Genomic DNA, 16,693 nt, shown 5'->3' with positions numbered 1-16,693 from the left:
ATATGAAAATAGCCGTAGTTGGTACAGGATACGTTGGTTTAGTAACAGGAACATGCCTGTCGGAAACAGGAAACGATGTCATTTGCGTTGATATTAACGATGCAAAAGTAAAAAAGATGCAGAATGGCGAAGTGCCAATTTACGAACCTGGTCTTGATTTACTGTTTCACAGAAACATTGAACAGGGTAGGTTAACGTTCACAACCAATCTTGCAGATGCAGTTAAAGATGCACAAATTATTTTTATGGCACTTCCAACGCCTCCAGGAGGAGATGGGGCTGCAGATCTTTCGTACATTTTAGGCGCAGCTAAAGATATTTCAAAACTAATTACAGAATACAAAATCATCGTAAACAAATCTACCGTACCTGTTGGTACAGCAGATAAAGTTAGAGCTGTTTTTGCTGCCAACACTTCGATAGAAGTTGATGTGGTTTCAAATCCAGAATTTTTACGTGAAGGTGTAGCTGTTGAGGATTTTATGAAACCAGATCGCGTTGTATTAGGCACAACAAGTGAACGTGCTAAAAAACTCATGACAGAATTGTACGGCCCTTACGTACGTCAAGGAAATCCTATTCTGTTTATGGATGAACGTTCTTCTGAACTTACGAAATATGCAGCCAATTCGTTTCTTGCTACTAAAATCACCTTCATGAATGAGATTGCAAACCTTTGCGAACTTGTTGGGGCAGATGTAGATGCAGTAAGAAAAGGTATCGGATCAGATGACCGTATCGGGAAACGTTTCCTTTTTCCTGGAATTGGATATGGTGGTTCATGCTTTCCAAAGGATGTGCAGGCATTGGTAATGGCCGCGGATGAAAATACTTACGATTTTCAAATCCTTAAATCGGTAATGGAAGTTAACGAAAGACAAAAAACCATTATCGTAGATAAAGTTCTGAAATATTATAAAAACGAAATTCAAGGTAAACATTTTGCGCTTTGGGGTTTGGCATTTAAGCCAGAAACAGATGATATCCGCGAAGCACCAGCACTTTATATTATTGACGCCTTGGTTAACCATGGCGCAACGGTTACCGTCTTCGATCCAGAAGGGATGGAGAACGTAAAAGGCGTTATAGGCGATAAAGTAAAATATGCACAAAACCAATATGAAGCATTAGAGGGGGCAGATGCACTTTTAATTGCAACAGAATGGTCTGTATTCCGCAACCCAGATTTTGCTAAAATTGAAGGGATTTTGAAAAATAAAGTCATTTTTGACGGACGTAACCTTTACGATTTACAAAAAATGATTGATTTGGGATATTACTACAACAGTATTGGAAGAAAACTAATAGATTAAGATGGAACGTAAAAGAATACTGATTACCGGGGCAGCGGGCTTTTTGGGCTCACACTTGTGCGATCGATTTATCAAAGAAGATTACCATGTTATTGGCATGGATAATCTAATTACAGGAGATTTAGCCAATATCGAGCATCTTTTTAGTTTAGAGAACTTCGAGTTTTATAATCATGATGTTTCTAAATTTGTTCATATTCCAGGCCAGTTGGATTATATTCTTCACTTCGCCTCTCCAGCAAGTCCAATCGATTATTTAAAAATCCCGATTCAAACCTTAAAAGTTGGATCGTTAGGTACACACAATTTACTGGGTTTGGCTAGAGCAAAAGGTGCTAGGATGTTGATTGCATCCACATCTGAAGTATATGGAGATCCAAGTGTAAATCCACAACCAGAAGAATACTGGGGTAACGTAAACCCGGTAGGTCCGCGTGGAGTTTATGATGAAGCAAAACGTTTTCAAGAGGCTATAACAATGGCATATCATACTTTTCATGGTGTGGAAACAAGAATCATCAGAATTTTTAATACCTATGGCCCTAGAATGCGCCTGAACGATGGAAGGGTACTTCCTGCATTTATCGGACAAGCGTTAAGAGGGGAAGATTTAACGGTTTTCGGAGACGGAAGTCAAACGAGATCATTCTGTTATGTTGACGATTTGATTGAAGGTATTTACCGTTTATTGATGTCTGATTATGCTCAACCTGTCAACATAGGAAATCCAGATGAGATTACAATCAAGCAGTTTTGTGAAGAGATCATCAAACTTACAGGTACATCTCAAAAAATCGTGTATAAGGAACTTCCTCAAGATGATCCTAAACAAAGAAGACCAGATATCACCAAAGCTAAAGCCTTATTGAATTGGGAGCCCAAAGTTGGTCGGGCAGAAGGTTTGAAAATTACTTACGAATACTTTAAATCTTTACCACAAGACGCTTTGGCGAAGATTGAACACAAAGACTTTACAACATTTAATCGTTAAGATGTCGAAAATATTAGTTACAGGTGGTTCGGGTTACATTGGTTCTCATACCGTTGTAGAACTTCACAATGCAGGTTATGACGTGGTTATTGTTGATAATCTTTCTAATTCAAACATTAAAATTCTAACACAGCTCCATGCAATTACTGGAAAGTGGTTCGATTTCCATGAAATAGATCTTCAGAGTTATGTTGCCGTTCAGGCCTTTGCCGAGCAACATTCAGATATTACAGGAATTATCCACTTTGCAGCGTACAAGGCCGTTGGGGAGTCTGTAGCTCAACCTCTAAAATACTATAAGAATAACTTTTATAGTCTGATTAACCTGCTTACGTCTTTCAATAAAAAGATAGATTTTGTATTTTCTTCATCCTGTACGGTTTATGGCCAGCCAGATGCTTTACCTGTAACTGAATCGGCACCCATCAAGAAGGCCGAATCTCCTTATGGAAATACCAAACAGATTGCAGAAGAAATCTTGCAAGAAACTACGTCAGTAACGCCTGATTTAAATGTGATAGCGCTACGTTACTTCAATCCGGTTGGCGCACATGAAAGCGCACTAATTGGTGAATTACCAAATGGTGTACCTGCAAATCTTGTACCTTTCATTACACAATCTGCAATTGGTAAACGCGGACCAATTACCGTTTATGGAAATGATTACGATACCGTTGATGGATCTGCTGTTAGAGATTATATCCATGTAGTTGACTTAGCAAAGGCTCACGTGGCTGCTGTTAAGCGCTTGGAAGATAAGAAAGCCGAAAGCAATTATGAAGTTTTCAACATCGGCACCGGAAAAGGCTCTTCGGTTCTCGAAATTATCTCTGCATTTGAAAAAACCACTGGAGAGAAGCTTGACTATAAAGTTGGAGAGAGAAGAAGTGGTGATGTAGAAAAGGTGTATGGTGATGTTCAAAAATCAAAAGATGTCCTGGGCTGGGAAGCAGAATTAGGCATTGAAGAAATGATGAAATCGGCATGGGAATGGGAAAAATACATCAAAGCGAATCCCTTCTAAATGAAGTTAGCCGAGCATAAGGATTTAAAAGTGGCCATAACAGATCTTCCTGTCAAAGAAAAGGATAAGTTGTTGTTAAGGCTAATTGCTAAAGATAAAGTGCTCACAGAACACCTTCATTACAAATTGTTGGAGAGCGAAATTGATTTAGAAGATAGAAAAGAAAAAATCAAATCTGAGGCAGAAGCTCAAATTGCAGCGCTTAAAAAACTAAATGCTAAGGAAGCTCTAGTTAAAGTGAGGAAAATGATTACTTCCGTCAATCACTTTTATAAAGTTACCAAAGATGTTTTAGGAGAAGTAGAATTAAAAATATACATATTAAATATCATCCCGATAGAATACAAAAGATCCGTCTTTGGCTATCGGGATTTTAGTTTTTTATTTGCTACCTATTACATCAAAACCGTTTCTGTTACCATAAATAAGTTTAAAAAACTTCATGAAGATTTGCAATTTGATCTTTCAGAAAATCTAAATCATTTGTTAGAGAGGATTTATTCATCTAAATTAGCCCACGAAGCTGAGGCATCTAATTTGCCGAAGGAAATAAGTTAAGCCAAGATCCTATCGTTATGTTCGGATTATTTAAAAAGAAAAAAATATTACCCGAATTTAATTTCTCAACTATTGGAACCGATATGCATTCGCATATATTGCCTGGGATTGATGATGGCGCACAATCTCTGAACGATGCATTACTACTAGCGAAAAAATTTCAAGCGCTTGGCTTTAAAAAACTAATCGCTACGCCACACATCATGGCTGATTATTACCGTAATACACCAGATACAATCAATAAAGCGCTTGATGTTTTAAGAAAAGGTTTACAAGATATTCAACTTGATTTAGAAGTAAATGCAGCAGCCGAATACTATTTGGATGAAACTTTAGAAAAAAAAGTTCGGCAAAAAGAAGTGCTCACATTTGGGAATCAGTATTTGCTTTTCGAACTATCGTACATCAATACCCCACAAAACGTATTCGATTTTATAAAAATTATGCAGGATGCTGGATATAAACCAGTTTTGGCCCATCCAGAGCGTTATCCGTATTTTCATAATTCGATAGAAAATTACCAGGAGATAAGAGAAACCGGCTGTTTGCTTCAATTAAATTCTGTTGCCTTAACGGGTTATTATGGAGCAGGGGCAAGCAAGATTGCAGAAGAGATGGTTGAAAATCATTTGGTAGATTTTATAGGAAGCGATATGCACCACTTGAAACATGCAGCTGCGTTGGAAGAAAGCTTAACCACTGCTGGGATGCACCAATTACTCACGATGCATCAGCTCAGTAATACTTTGCTATAGCTAATTTTTGCAATTTTGTTTACGAAACACGGAAAGCACGGCAGCTTTTTGGCTTCTATTTCGGTTGCCATCATAATTTCGCCGCGGAAACAGGGAAGTCACGGAAAGTTTTTCTTCGATTAGGCTTAGCCAATTTGCCATCTCTTTTTCCTTACTCGTACCTCAGCGCTTCTACGGGGTCTAGTTTAGATGCTTTTTTTGCAGGGTAGTAACCAGAGCCAATTCCCACGAGTACACACAAGACAAAACCGCCCAAGATAAATAACCAGGGAATAATGAATGAGCCACCCATGGTGAGCGATATTAAGTTTCCGAGTAAAATACCTAAAAATATACCGAGCGCTCCGCCCATTAGACATATAACCACTGCCTCAATTAAAAATTGGCGACGAATAACTTGAGGGTTTGCGCCAATCGCTTTGCGGATACCAATTTCTCTGGTGCGTTCGGTAACTGATACCAACATAATGTTCATCAAGCCAATAGAAGCCCCAAATAAGGTAATAATTCCAATGGCTACACCACCAATGGCTACAAATGCCAAATTTTCGAACAAGGTTTGCGCAATAGCATCACTTTTAGTAATCTCAAAATTATTGGTTTCACCAACCTTAACTTTACGGATATTTCTAAATAAAGCGGTCGATTCACCTATAACATTATCCTGTATATCGTTACTCGGAACCATTACCGTTATGGTATAAGATGGATTTGCATTTGCGTTAATCTGTTTCGCTTTGGATAGTGGCACATATACCGCTCTATCTCCACTAAAGCCCATACTCGATCCCTTCTTCACTAAAACACCTACAATTTTAAAGCGATTATTGCCCACATTAATCAGCTTGTCCATTGGGTCTGCCCCCTTAAAAAGTTTTTCTACAATTTCTCCACCAACGATACAAACATTACTTCCGAGTTGAATTTCAGAAACACTGAAGTTTCTGCCTTCAGATAGATTTAATCCTTGCGAGGCCAAGCCATTTTCATCAATACCTTGAACATTAATATTCGGATTGGTTTTTAAACTACCAAACTTTACAGTAGAACCACTGCTTGCAAAAACGCTTACTGCAACTGTTGCCGGGGTGTTTAGGCTATCCTTAAATTTAACGGCATCCTCATATCGAATTGCTTTAAAAGGTTTTGGCCTTTTTCCTTGCCCACCAATTCTAATTCCCGTACCACGATTTCTGATGGTAAACGAATTAGCCCCCATGCTACTAAACGCCTCAGTCATACTTTTCTTTACAGCATCAAGCGTAGTTAAAATACCCACCAATGCCATTAAGCCAATGGCAATAATTAAAGCAGTTAACATGGTACGAAGTCTGTTGCCCTTGATAGATTCTAGCGCAAGCCTGATGTTTTCTCTGTAATTCATTTAAGCGTTGGTATGAAAAGTGTAGTTTTCAGCTGATTTTCGTCGCTGAAACTTACATATCCTATAAAAATAAAAAAAGTCCCGATGTTTAGACAAAGGGACTATAAGATATGTTACAATATTATTTTCTTTATGCAGAAAAACTGGTGCCACAGCCACAAGTGCTGGTTGCATTGGGATTTACGAAGGTAAAACCGCGAGAGTTTAAGCCATCTTGCCAATCGATCATCATGCCCATAAGGTACATTTGGTGAGCCTTGTTCATGAAAACTTTAATTCCGTCGATGAAATATTCTTGGTCGCCATCCTTTCTTTGGTCGAAGCCTAATATGTAATTCATACCCGCACATCCACCGCCTTCTACGCCTACACGTAATCCGTAATCATCGCCAATCTCTTGCTGATCCTTTAATTTATATAACTCTTTTGCTGCTCCTTCTGAAAAAGTAACTGGTGCAAATGCTGTATCAACTGTAGTACTCATGTTATTTAAATTTTAACTCTTACAAATATAAATAATAATGCACATTTTTGCTTTTATCTACTCGTTAATATTACCGTAATTAAACAATACAAATGAATATCGAACAAATCCTGATTAATGTTGCCATCTTATTTGCAGGTGTTTTCTTGGCGCTCTTTGCAATCTATTATTTATTGAAGAATGATACTCATCGTTTCTTTAGCTTAAAAAACATAGAGCTCAACAAAGAAAGCAGAGCTCATTTATTGCCCCTGCGTTTACAAGCCCATGAAAGGTTGATAATTTTTACAGATAGGATTAATCCGGCAAACCTGTTGGTTCGGCTTCATCAACAAGGAATCGGAATTGCTGCTTTGCAGGCTGGTATTTTAAATGAGGTGCGATCAGAATATCAACATAACATTACCCAACAACTCTATGTAGATAGTGTGACTTGGAATGTGGTGCGTAAGTTGAAAGACGATACCATTGCTATGATTAACAATGCTGTGCAAGGATTGCCCGCTGAAGCCAATGGGATAGAGTTGAGCAAAGCCATTTTGCAGCACATGGCCAGTATTGATGAAAACCCTTATGATTTGACGATAGAGTTGGTAAAAAAAGATATTCAGAAACTCTTTTAACTGATCATTTTTAATCTGCATTTCCTCTTCCATTAAGTTGCAGACCAACAAATGAGTAAATAATTGACCAAATAACCATGAGCAACAAGAAACACACCACCACTTCGGGCATTGAAATAAAAGCGTGCTACACCTCGGCAACACCAATGGAAGAAAAGCCAGGTGAATTTCCATTTACTAGGGGCATTCAGAAGGATATGTATCGCGGTCGGTTATGGACGATGCGCCAATATGCTGGTTTCTCTACAGCAGAAGAATCCAATAAACGTTATCACTACTTATTGGCTCAAGGTACAACCGGTTTGTCGGTTGCTTTTGATTTACCCACTCAAATTGGTTACGATTCTGATCATGAAATGGCTGATGGAGAAGTAGGCAAAGTTGGTGTTGCTATAGATTCGTTAAAGGACATTGAGATTTTGTTTGATGGCATCGCGCTGAAAGACATTACAACCTCTATGACAATTAATGCCACCGCGGCGATTTTATTGGCGATGTACATTGCATTGGCAAAAAAGCAAGGCGCCGATTTGAAACAAATTTCTGGAACGATTCAAAACGATATTTTAAAAGAGTACGCCGCAAGAGGGACGTATATCTACCCTCCAAAGCCTTCCATGCGTTTAATTACCGATATCTTCGAGTATTGTAGCCAAGAGGTACCAAAGTGGAATACGATATCCATTTCTGGCTACCATATTCGCGAAGCAGGCTCTACCGCAGTGCAGGAATTGGCATTTACACTGGCCAATGGTAAAACGTATTTAAAGGCCGCCATTGATAAAGGTTTAGATATCAATGTTTTTGCAAAAAGATTATCTTTTTTCTTTAATTGCCACAACAACTTCTTTGAAGAAATTGCGAAATTTAGAGCAGCCAGACGGATGTGGGCTAAAATCACTAAAGATTTAGGCGCCACGGATGAGAAAGCTCAAATGCTGCGTTTCCATACCCAAACAGGTGGCTCCACCTTAACTGCACAACAACCTTTAAATAACGTCATTCGAGTAACCAATCAAGCGATGGCTGCGGTTTTAGGCGGAACCCAATCTTTACATACCAACGGTTATGATGAAGCACTTTCCCTGCCTACCGAATCTGCAGCAAAAATTGCACTCCGTACCCAGCAAATTATTGCCTTTGAAAGTGGTGTAACGGATACGGTTGATCCTTTAGCGGGGTCTTTTTTTGTGGAGAATCTCACTGATGAAGTAGAAAAAGCAGCCTGGGCATATATTGATAAGATAGATGCCATGGGAGGATCGGTTAACGCAATAGAAAGTGATTATATGCAAAATGAGATTGCCAACGCTGCCTACCGTTATCAAACAGAGATTGAAAATGGAGATCAGATTTTAGTTGGTGTGAATAAGTTTACACAGCAACAAGAGGGTATTAATGATGTATTTAATGTTGATGATTCCATTCGCTTACTGCAAACAGAAAAACTGAACGATTTAAAGGCAACACGAAATAACGAAGCGGTAGAAAATGCCTTGAAACGGTTAGGAGAAGCTGCTAAGGCAGATATTAACCTAATGCCGCTAATTATTGATGCTGTTGAGCATTATGCAACCCTTGGCGAAATAGCCGATGTACTTCGAAATACCTTCGGAGAATATTAAAATGATGTTAATAAATAGTTATCCACACTAAAAATTCAGGTTAAACGAGGTAGGCAGTTGCTTATGAATGAGTTACAAATTATTTGAAATTTTTGTTTAAAATGTTGATAATTTTGTCAATATTCGTACTCCCGATACGGACCATCCCGTAAATTCGAATCGGCACTGAAAACCAATAAATTATAGAAATCGCAATGGAAAAAACTTGTACAGAAGTGTGGAAGAACTGTCTTCAAATTATTAAGGATAACATCCCGAATCAAAGTTTTAAAACTTGGTTCGAGCCAATAACAGCCCTTAAATTGGAAGGTAAGGTTCTAACCATTCAAGTACCGAGTTTATTCTTTTACGAATGGCTTGAAGAGCACTATGTAGGCTTATTACGTAAAACAGTAAAAAAACAACTCGGAGAGGATGGCCGGTTGGAATACAATATCGTTGTTGATAAATCATCTAACAGCGGTAACCCGTATACCACTAATATGCCGTCAAACGGAAATGGAGCAGAAGCTAAGATTCAATCCATGCCAATTCCGGTTTCCATTAACAAGGATATTAAAAACCCATTCATTATACCTGGATTAAAAAAACTAAACGTAGATCCACAATTAAACTCTAACTATACTTTTGAAAACTATATTGAAGGAGACTGCAATCGTTTAGCACGCTCTGCAGGTTATGCTGTTGCCGCTAAACCTGGTGGTACTTCTTTCAATCCCTTAATGATTTACGGTGGGGTAGGTTTAGGCAAAACGCACTTAGCCCAAGCTATTGGTAATGAAATTAAACGCAGCATGCCAGATAAGCTGGTAATTTATGTAAGCTGTGAGAAATTCTGTCAACAATTTGTTGATTCCTTAAAAAACAACACCATTAACGATTTCGTTAATTTTTATCAGGCAATGGACGTCATCATCATGGATGATGTACACAACTTTGCGGGTAAAGAAAAAACACAGGATATTTTCTTCCATATTTTTAACCATCTACACCAATCAGGAAAACAGGTTATTTTAACATCTGATAAAGCACCAAAAGATTTAGCAGGATTAGAAGAGCGCTTATTAAGTCGTTTTAAATGGGGTTTATCTGCAGACTTGCAAATTCCAGATTTGGAAACCCGTATTGCCATCCTAAGAAAGAAAATGTATGCCGATGGTATTGAGTTACCTGGGGAAGTTGTAGAATATGTTGCCCACAACATTGATAATAACGTGCGTGAGTTGGAAGGCGCAATGGTTTCATTACTTGCTCAAGCTACTTTGAACAAAAAGGAAATCGACTTAAACTTGGCCAAGCAAATGCTGAAAAACTTCATCAAAAATACTTCAAAAGAGATTTCGATGGAATACATTCAAAAATTGGTTTGCGAATATTTTGAGGTACCAGTTGATATGGTTAAATCACAAACTCGTAAGAGAGAGATTGTTCAAGCCCGTCAAATTTCGATGTACCTTTCCAAAAGCCATACAAAGTCGTCATTAAAAACGATTGGTGCTTTCTTTGGCGGTCGCGATCACAGTACAGTAATTTATGCTTGCCAAACGGTAGAAGATTTAATCGACACAGATAAGAAGTTTAAAGCTTACGTACACGATATACAGAAGAAGTTAAAAATGAGCTAAAATGAGCATTCGGTTGTGGAAGTAAAAAGCGATACCACTAACCGTTCATCTTAAATCTTTATAAACTAAAAGCCCTGATTTTTTGAATCAGGGCTTTTCTTTTGATGGGTAAGTGATTAGTTATTCGTCGCTAGGCGCGTTTTATAAATGGTATTACTGCTTGTCTAATTCGGCCAAGCCATAAAGTAAAGCAGCAACATGCAAAGCCTGCGCAATTTTATTCTCTTTGATCAAATCTCTAACCTCCTCAACGGTGTATTCTTCAACATTTAAAATTTCATGTTCATCCAAATGTTGTTCGTGAGTTTTTGTGCCACCTGTAAGTACGTAAGTAAATGTTCTATTGTTGGCAGTGGCCGGATTTGGATAAAGTTCTGCAACCAACTTGCAGGTTTTAAAACTATGCCCCGTTTCTTCTAAAAGCTCGCGTTTAATCGCAAATTCAGGTTCTTCATCGCCATCTATCACACCACCAGGAACTTCCAATGAAATAATATCAGCCGCATGCCGATATTGCCTAACCAAAATGATTTTATTGCTTTCTGTTAAGGCAACTGCGTTTACCCAATTTGGATATTCTAAAACATAATAATCGTCTTTAATGGTACCACCTTGGAGTTCGCAGGTATCTACCCTTAAAGTTGCCCATTTTTCTCGTACTAAATATTTCGAGGCTAGTTTACGCCACTTCTCTATAATCATTTCCTCTTAATTTTATCAGCTAATTTAAATACTGCTGGATGTTTTTCTGACGATGTAAATTTACCAGATGAACAATTTTATGCTGATCTGCCAATCGTTGATAAATGAGATTCAGTTTTGGGGCAATAAGTTGATTTATTTCCTCACTTACACCCAGTTCATAATACAAAAACTCACTCAAGGAGTCGAGTTTTTCTGGAGAAAGATCATGCTCGTTCAGCCATTTTTCAAAAACAAAAGGATCCTCGGCTTGCATTATTTCAACGGTTAACCCAAAACTAGCCTGCATGGTTTCATTAAAAACAGATTGGGCTTCTTCTAATTTCCCTTCTAATTTTAAGCCCATTATTCTGGCCAACACCTGAGCCAATTTTTGAATTTCGGCAGTAATTAAATCTTTTCTATACACAATGGCTTTTCTAAAATTTTAAAATTGAAACAAAAGGTTTTCACAAACAACCATTTCCAAGCGCAAAACGAATGATAGCTACCAACTTCCGCTAGAGCCGCCACCACCGAAGCTTCCGCCGCCAAAACCACCAAATCCGCCTCCGCCGCCAGATGATCCACCGCCGAAGCCGCCACTTCCCCAACCACTGTTTCCACCACGGCCGCCGCCACTACCGAAAAGCATAGCCCAGAATAAGGCATTTGATGCACCTCTACCGCCGATAACTTCGCTATTTCCACCTCCGCCCTTTCTCATAAATATGATAATCACTATAATAATGATTATGATTATGGCAATGCTGCCTCCGCCACCTTTTTTACTGGCAGATGTTTTTGGGTTGTCGTTTTTGTACTCCCCTTTGGTATATTTGATGATAGATGTTGTACCTGCATCAAGTCCGCCATAATAATCACCCGCTTTAAAAAGCGGTTTAATATCATTTTCTATAATTCTTTTGGCGTACACATCAGGCAATGCACCTTCAACACCGTAGCCTGTTTGAATGGATATTTTTCGATCGCCAACTGCCACAACAATCATAATTCCGTTGTTTTTGCCACTTTGGCCAACGCCCCATTTTCTACCCAGCTCAACCGCGTATTCATTAATGTCGTAATCACCAACAGATTTTACTATAGCAATAGAAATTTGTGTAGAAGTTGAATCATCAAAAGCAACAAGTTTGCTTTCTAAAGATTGTTTTTGAGTTGCTGAGAGTACACCCGAATAATCGTTAACCAGGGTGCCTGGTTTCTCAGGGAAATCTTGCGCAAAAGCAAATGCGAAAATTAAGCTGAAAAACGATAAGAGAAATAATTTCTTCATTGATTATTTGTTATCTTGATTATCCATATAAACAATATCATTTGGCAACTCATTAATATCTCCAGTTTGATAAGGAAAAAACAAGGCCAATTTTTCGCCAGCTAATGATACACCTGCTACAATACCATCTGCCAAATCGCCCTTGGCAAAATGAGCAGTCATAGCTATTTTGGTGGTTTCCCAGAAATTTTCAGGTACCACCTTGTTAATTCCAGCATCACCAATAATTGCGAATTTATGATCGGCATGTGCCAAATAAATTAAAACGCCATTGCGTTGTGCAGTTTTATCCATATCCAGTTTGGCGAAATACTCTATTGCTCTTTCATAAGGGTCGCCCGGACAATGTTTATCAATGGCAATTCTAATTTCGCCAGATGTTGCTTTTTCAGCATCCGAAATGGCTTTAGTTACTTTATCTTGTTCAATTTCTGAAAATAACGACATGTCTTATTTTGTATGAAGTAAAAAGGGTAATAAATGTTCATATGCATAAACACCATTACCCTTAAATTGTATTGTAAGAATATTAAAACTCTACCTTTGGTGCGTCTTTTGCAGCTGCATCGGCTTCAAAATAGCCTTTAGCTTTAAATCCGAACATTCCGGCAGTTAAGTTGTTTGGAAATGATCTTATTTTTCCGTTGTATTCTTGAACGGCGTCATTAAAATCCTTACGTGCAACTGTAATTCTATTCTCAGTACTTTCTAGTTGAGCTGACAAATCGCTGAACTGTTGTGTAGCTCTTAATTCTGGATAAGCTTCAGTTATCGATAACAATTTGCCCAATGCCTGACTTAACTGCCCTTGTGCAGCTTGAAACTTTTGAATATTTTCAGGACTCAAATCATCGGCTTTAACAGTCATCTGTGTTGCTTTTGCTCTTGCATCCACCACTGCGGTTAAGGTTCCTTGCTCAAATTTCGCCGCACCTTTTACTGTACTTACCAGGTTTGGAATCAGATCTGCCCTACGTTGGTATTGAGTTTGTACTGTTCCCCATTTAGATTTTACATTTTCATCAAGCTTAACCATGCTATTATAACCGCATGAACTTAAAGTGGTCACTGCAATAACTGCAGCTAAAATTCCGAATACTAATTTTTTCATTTCTATAAATTGGTTTAATGTTATTCAAATTGAATTATGGTCAATTTACAAATTAGATATCAAAATGTATGCCTTTGTTACATTTTCTGTCAATCTCTGCCAGTTTGTACTGAGCCAAGCATAAATTACCATTTTTATAATTTTGGATGTACCTTTGTAGCATTCGGGATAAAAACCTGACGAACTATGCAAAAAGAAATCGAAATTACTTTGCTCCCAAATCAGATAGAGCAATTTGAGGTAATCAAACAGAAGCTAGCAGATGGTTTAAAGCTATCCGAAAATAGAATTAAAGATTACGAAATTCTGAAGCGCTCTATCGATGCCCGATCGCGTAAAGTCATCTTTCGTTTACAGGTTCGGGCGTATATTGATGAAGAACGCATTCTAGAAATTCATCGAGTTAATTATAAAAATGTTAGTGATGCTAAGCCAGTTCTTATTATCGGTGCTGGCCCCGCAGGTTTATTTGCAGCATTACAATGCATCGAAAATGGACTGAAGCCTATAATTATCGAAAGAGGAAAGGATGTAAAACAACGCAGAAGAGATTTGGCGGCCATCAATAAGCAAGGTTTGGTGAATACAGAGTCCAATTATTGTTACGGAGAGGGGGGAGCAGGTACCTATTCGGATGGGAAACTTTATACCCGTTCAAATAAACGCGGCGATATTAATAAAGTCCTTCAGGTTTTTGTAGATCATGGTGCCGAGCAAGATATTTTAATTGATGCCCGCCCCCATATTGGTACAAATAAACTACCTCAAATCATCACATCCATTAAAGATACCATCTTAAACGCTGGTGGAGAGGTGATGTTTGATAGCCAAATGACCGACATCCTAATCGAGTTTGGTCAAGTAAAAGGGATCGAAATCAATTTTAAAGATCAACTGTCTGCCAATCACATCATTCTGGCTACGGGTCATTCCGCCAGAGATGTGTATGAGTTGCTCAATAAAAAAAATATATTAATCGAAGCCAAGCCATTTGCATTGGGCGTACGCATCGAGCATCCACAAGAAATAATCGATTCGGCTCAATATCATTGTGATATTCGATCAGAATTTTTACCTCCAGCCTATTATAGTTTGGTAGAGCAAGTGGGGGCTCGCGGCGTGTTCTCATTTTGCATGTGTCCAGGGGGCATTATCGCGCCATGCGCAACCGGAGAAAAAGAAATTGTAGTAAACGGTTGGTCGCCCTCCAAGCGAAATAACCCCTATGCAAATTCAGGTACTGTTGTTCAGGTTACTTTAGATGACGTTCAGGGTTATGACCCACTTCGAATGTTAAACTTTCAATCAGAGATCGAAAGGCTTGCATTTGAGGCTGGTGGTGGTAACCTTGTGGCTCCTGCACAACGTATGATGGATTTTGTAAACAATAAACTCTCTATCGATTTACCAAAAAACTCCTATCTGCCAGGTACAAAGAGCGTTATGCTCGATAATATCTTGCCCGATTTTGTATCCGAAAGCCTTAAAGCAGCACTTCCTTTATTTGGCAAGAAAATTAGGGGATACTACACCAATGAAGCCATATTGGTTGGCGTAGAAAGCCGAACCTCCTCACCGGTGCGAATCCCAAGAAATAAAGAAACCTTTCAGCACCCCCAAATAAGTGGCTTGTACCCATGTGCCGAAGGAGCAGGGTACGCCGGCGGAATCGTTTCTGCCGCAATTGATGGGATAAACTGTGCAAATGCGATTTTGGCAGGCAGTTAACAAACTTTATAAAGCTGATATTGTTACTAATCTATGTTTAAAATTACGAACGAACTTCAAAAAGCTTTTAATGGAGATGCTTGGCATGGCAATCATGTTATGCAAACCCTAAATAATGTTAAGCCAGAAAATGCTTTCGAACATTTTATACCAAATGCCCATTCCATTGCCGAAATTGCCATGCACCTCACCAGCTGGACAGAAGAAGTTACTTCTAGGCTATTGGGTAATTTAGCTTCAGAACCGGCCTTAGGCGATTGGCCCATGCCGCAAGAAAAAACGCCAAAGGCATGGGAAAAAATTATTTTCAATTTTAAAGTGGCCAACGAAGAGCTCATTCGGCAGTGCGAAGTCATAACCGAAAATCAATGGCAGGATCATACCAATGATGAGAGAAACCTGGCTCTAGGTACAGGCGTTACCAATATCGAACTCCTAAATGGACTCATACAGCACCATGCCTATCACGCTGGTCAAATAGCACTCTTATCAAAATTTTAACTTCCAAAATCATGAGTATGAAAAAGACCCTTATAATCGGTGCATCGCTAGATCCGTCAAGATATTCATATAAGGCAGCACATATGTTAAAACGTTTCAACCATGAAATCGTTAATGTAGGTATAAAAAAAGGTGAGGTAGCGGGTTCTGAAATCGAGAAACCCGAAATTATTCACAACGATATAGATACCATAACCTTATATATAGGTGCAGCACTTCAAGAACAATATCATAATTACATAATCGATACTAAGCCAAAACGCGTAATTTTCAATCCCGGCACAGAAAACTACGAATTAGAAAAGTTATTAGATCAACATGGTATCGAACCAATTGAAGCTTGTACGCTCGTTCTCCTTAGCACAGGGCAATATTAAAATTAGAAAAGCAGGGCTTGTGCTGCTATTAATGGCGGCCCCGCTCTTCATTTCAAATCCTCGGCTCATGCTTCGCCTTGCGGGTTTTCCATTTCGATCGGGTTTATTTAAATCTTTCTGTGCTAAAATTTAAGGTTTAGCAGCACTAAAGCAAAATAGAAAACGGAAAGATCTGCTCATTATTCCTTCCTTAATCAATTCATTTATTTTTTTTCTTAGTGTAAATCATACACTTACGGTTTTGCTTCAAGAAAAAGTAAGAATGAGTTTGCACTGGCGATATTTTTTTCTACTTTTGCATCCCGCTTCGGAGGAAACGGCAGGAAGGAAGAGAGGCTGGGAAAGATCAAGAATTATTTTCAAATAGTTCTTGGAGAAGGGGAAAAAGTTCTTACCTTTGCAACCCGGTTCGGAAGGAACGGGAGGCCCTTGAGAGGGGGCGAGATTGAAGGCATGTGGCTGGAAGAAGCGGAACGAAAAAATAAAGATATTTTATTTGGAAGTTCGGAAAAGATTCCTACCTTTGCACTCCCAACCGAAAGGAAGGGAAAAAAAGACCGGAACGGCGGATGTCGGGAAGGGGATAAAAGAGATACCGAGGCGCGTGCCGACGCTC

General features: G+C 38.7%; 18 protein-coding genes. 11 read left to right on the top strand and 7 right to left on the bottom strand.

What is annotated here, in order from left to right:
- Positions 1-2 precede the first annotated feature (2 nt).
- From DHW03_RS06945 to DHW03_RS06925, 5 genes are read left to right on the top strand one after another with little or no spacing between them, the layout of a single operon-like run.
- Complete coding sequence (locus DHW03_RS06945) at positions 3-1,313, top strand: UDP-glucose dehydrogenase family protein (RefSeq protein WP_109925056.1); 1,311 nt, start codon at positions 3-5, stop codon at positions 1,311-1,313.
- A 1-nt stretch (position 1,314) separates the two neighbouring features.
- Positions 1,315-2,304, top strand: a complete 990-nt coding sequence (locus tag DHW03_RS06940) for a UDP-glucuronic acid decarboxylase family protein (protein ID WP_109925055.1) — start codon at positions 1,315-1,317, stop codon at positions 2,302-2,304.
- A 1-nt stretch (position 2,305) separates the two neighbouring features.
- Positions 2,306-3,328: a UDP-glucose 4-epimerase GalE gene (gene galE / locus DHW03_RS06935; protein WP_109925054.1), complete on the top strand. Its 1,023-nt coding sequence runs from the start codon at positions 2,306-2,308 to the stop codon at positions 3,326-3,328.
- Positions 3,329-3,886 carry a hypothetical protein gene (locus DHW03_RS06930; protein ID WP_109925053.1) on the top strand — a complete coding sequence of 186 codons (558 nt, stop codon included), beginning with the start codon at positions 3,329-3,331 and terminating at the stop codon, positions 3,884-3,886.
- 17 nt (positions 3,887-3,903) lie between these two features.
- Positions 3,904-4,641 carry a tyrosine-protein phosphatase gene (locus DHW03_RS06925; RefSeq protein WP_109925052.1) on the top strand — a complete coding sequence of 246 codons (738 nt, stop codon included), beginning with the start codon at positions 3,904-3,906 and terminating at the stop codon, positions 4,639-4,641.
- Positions 4,642-4,792: 151 nt separating this feature from the next.
- Here DHW03_RS06925 and DHW03_RS06920 read toward each other — a convergent pair whose 3' ends face one another.
- A complete protein-coding gene (locus tag DHW03_RS06920; protein ID WP_109925051.1) occupies positions 4,793-6,025 on the bottom strand; it encodes an ABC transporter permease in 1,233 nt (410 codons plus the stop codon).
- A 130-nt stretch (positions 6,026-6,155) separates the two neighbouring features.
- The gene (locus tag DHW03_RS06915) at positions 6,156-6,509 is read right to left on the bottom strand and encodes a HesB/IscA family protein (protein ID WP_109925050.1); all 354 of its coding nucleotides are present in this window, start codon (positions 6,507-6,509) and stop codon (positions 6,156-6,158) included.
- A gap of 92 nt (positions 6,510-6,601) precedes the next feature.
- On the opposite strand from DHW03_RS06915, the gene DHW03_RS06910 reads away from it, so the two are divergent.
- The 3 genes from DHW03_RS06910 (at position 6,602) to dnaA (ending at position 10,382) form a co-directional block, all read left to right on the top strand.
- Complete coding sequence (locus DHW03_RS06910; RefSeq protein ID WP_109925049.1) at positions 6,602-7,132, top strand: DUF7935 family protein; 531 nt, start codon at positions 6,602-6,604, stop codon at positions 7,130-7,132.
- A gap of 77 nt (positions 7,133-7,209) precedes the next feature.
- Positions 7,210-8,757: an acyl-CoA mutase large subunit family protein gene (locus tag DHW03_RS06905; protein ID WP_109925048.1), complete on the top strand. Its 1,548-nt coding sequence runs from the start codon at positions 7,210-7,212 to the stop codon at positions 8,755-8,757.
- A 194-nt stretch (positions 8,758-8,951) separates the two neighbouring features.
- The gene (gene dnaA, locus DHW03_RS06900) at positions 8,952-10,382 is read left to right on the top strand and encodes a chromosomal replication initiator protein DnaA (protein WP_109925047.1); all 1,431 of its coding nucleotides are present in this window, start codon (positions 8,952-8,954) and stop codon (positions 10,380-10,382) included.
- 153 nt (positions 10,383-10,535) lie between these two features.
- On the opposite strand, the gene DHW03_RS06895 is transcribed toward dnaA, so the two are convergent.
- The 5 genes from DHW03_RS06895 to DHW03_RS06875 all read right to left on the bottom strand — a co-directional run bounded on the left by DHW03_RS06895 (position 10,536) and on the right by DHW03_RS06875 (position 13,471).
- Positions 10,536-11,084, bottom strand: a complete 549-nt coding sequence (locus DHW03_RS06895; protein ID WP_109925046.1) for an NUDIX hydrolase — start codon at positions 11,082-11,084, stop codon at positions 10,536-10,538.
- A 19-nt stretch (positions 11,085-11,103) separates the two neighbouring features.
- On the bottom strand, positions 11,104-11,493 hold the full coding sequence (locus DHW03_RS06890; RefSeq protein ID WP_109925045.1) for a hypothetical protein: 390 nt from the start codon (positions 11,491-11,493) through the stop codon (positions 11,104-11,106).
- A gap of 78 nt (positions 11,494-11,571) precedes the next feature.
- On the bottom strand, positions 11,572-12,360 hold the full coding sequence (locus DHW03_RS06885) for a TPM domain-containing protein (protein ID WP_109925044.1): 789 nt from the start codon (positions 12,358-12,360) through the stop codon (positions 11,572-11,574).
- 3 nt (positions 12,361-12,363) lie between these two features.
- Positions 12,364-12,807, bottom strand: coding sequence for a TPM domain-containing protein (locus DHW03_RS06880; protein WP_109925043.1), 444 nt, complete (start codon positions 12,805-12,807; stop codon positions 12,364-12,366).
- Between the two features lie 82 nt (positions 12,808-12,889).
- A complete protein-coding gene (locus tag DHW03_RS06875) occupies positions 12,890-13,471 on the bottom strand; it encodes a LemA family protein (protein ID WP_109925042.1) in 582 nt (193 codons plus the stop codon).
- 186 nt (positions 13,472-13,657) lie between these two features.
- On the opposite strand from DHW03_RS06875, the gene DHW03_RS06870 reads away from it, so the two are divergent.
- The 3 genes from DHW03_RS06870 to DHW03_RS06860 are packed head-to-tail and all read left to right on the top strand — an operon-like array spanning position 13,658 to position 16,077.
- Positions 13,658-15,199, top strand: a complete 1,542-nt coding sequence (locus tag DHW03_RS06870) for an NAD(P)/FAD-dependent oxidoreductase (RefSeq protein ID WP_109925041.1) — start codon at positions 13,658-13,660, stop codon at positions 15,197-15,199.
- A gap of 33 nt (positions 15,200-15,232) precedes the next feature.
- Positions 15,233-15,700, top strand: coding sequence for a DinB family protein (locus DHW03_RS06865; protein ID WP_109925040.1), 468 nt, complete (start codon positions 15,233-15,235; stop codon positions 15,698-15,700).
- Between the two features lie 17 nt (positions 15,701-15,717).
- The gene (locus DHW03_RS06860; protein ID WP_109925039.1) at positions 15,718-16,077 is read left to right on the top strand and encodes a CoA-binding protein; all 360 of its coding nucleotides are present in this window, start codon (positions 15,718-15,720) and stop codon (positions 16,075-16,077) included.
- The last annotated feature ends 616 nt before the right edge of the window (positions 16,078-16,693 follow it).

Source organism: Pedobacter yonginensis (assembly GCF_003173595.1).
Lineage (GTDB): Bacteria > Bacteroidota > Bacteroidia > Sphingobacteriales > Sphingobacteriaceae > Pedobacter > Pedobacter yonginense.
This window is presented reverse-complemented; position numbering and strand designations above follow the sequence as displayed.

What these genes read in the sequence shown, in the direction of transcription:
- DHW03_RS06945 (WP_109925056.1), top strand. Translation starts at nt 3, where the DNA reads ATGAAAATAGCCGTAGTTGGTACAGGATACGTTGGTTTAGTAACAGGA.
- DHW03_RS06940 (WP_109925055.1), top strand. Translation starts at nt 1,315, where the DNA reads ATGGAACGTAAAAGAATACTGATTACCGGGGCAGCGGGCTTTTTGGGC.
- galE (WP_109925054.1), top strand. Translation starts at nt 2,306, where the DNA reads ATGTCGAAAATATTAGTTACAGGTGGTTCGGGTTACATTGGTTCTCAT.
- DHW03_RS06930 (WP_109925053.1), top strand. Translation starts at nt 3,329, where the DNA reads ATGAAGTTAGCCGAGCATAAGGATTTAAAAGTGGCCATAACAGATCTT.
- DHW03_RS06925 (WP_109925052.1), top strand. Translation starts at nt 3,904, where the DNA reads ATGTTCGGATTATTTAAAAAGAAAAAAATATTACCCGAATTTAATTTC.
- DHW03_RS06920 (WP_109925051.1), bottom strand. Translation starts at nt 6,025, where the DNA reads ATGAATTACAGAGAAAACATCAGGCTTGCGCTAGAATCTATCAAGGGC.
- DHW03_RS06915 (WP_109925050.1), bottom strand. Translation starts at nt 6,509, where the DNA reads ATGAGTACTACAGTTGATACAGCATTTGCACCAGTTACTTTTTCAGAA.
- DHW03_RS06910 (WP_109925049.1), top strand. Translation starts at nt 6,602, where the DNA reads ATGAATATCGAACAAATCCTGATTAATGTTGCCATCTTATTTGCAGGT.
- DHW03_RS06905 (WP_109925048.1), top strand. Translation starts at nt 7,210, where the DNA reads ATGAGCAACAAGAAACACACCACCACTTCGGGCATTGAAATAAAAGCG.
- dnaA (WP_109925047.1), top strand. Translation starts at nt 8,952, where the DNA reads ATGGAAAAAACTTGTACAGAAGTGTGGAAGAACTGTCTTCAAATTATT.
- DHW03_RS06895 (WP_109925046.1), bottom strand. Translation starts at nt 11,084, where the DNA reads ATGATTATAGAGAAGTGGCGTAAACTAGCCTCGAAATATTTAGTACGA.
- DHW03_RS06885 (WP_109925044.1), bottom strand. Translation starts at nt 12,360, where the DNA reads ATGAAGAAATTATTTCTCTTATCGTTTTTCAGCTTAATTTTCGCATTT.
- DHW03_RS06880 (WP_109925043.1), bottom strand. Translation starts at nt 12,807, where the DNA reads ATGTCGTTATTTTCAGAAATTGAACAAGATAAAGTAACTAAAGCCATT.
- DHW03_RS06875 (WP_109925042.1), bottom strand. Translation starts at nt 13,471, where the DNA reads ATGAAAAAATTAGTATTCGGAATTTTAGCTGCAGTTATTGCAGTGACC.
- DHW03_RS06870 (WP_109925041.1), top strand. Translation starts at nt 13,658, where the DNA reads ATGCAAAAAGAAATCGAAATTACTTTGCTCCCAAATCAGATAGAGCAA.
- DHW03_RS06865 (WP_109925040.1), top strand. Translation starts at nt 15,233, where the DNA reads ATGTTTAAAATTACGAACGAACTTCAAAAAGCTTTTAATGGAGATGCT.
- DHW03_RS06860 (WP_109925039.1), top strand. Translation starts at nt 15,718, where the DNA reads ATGAAAAAGACCCTTATAATCGGTGCATCGCTAGATCCGTCAAGATAT.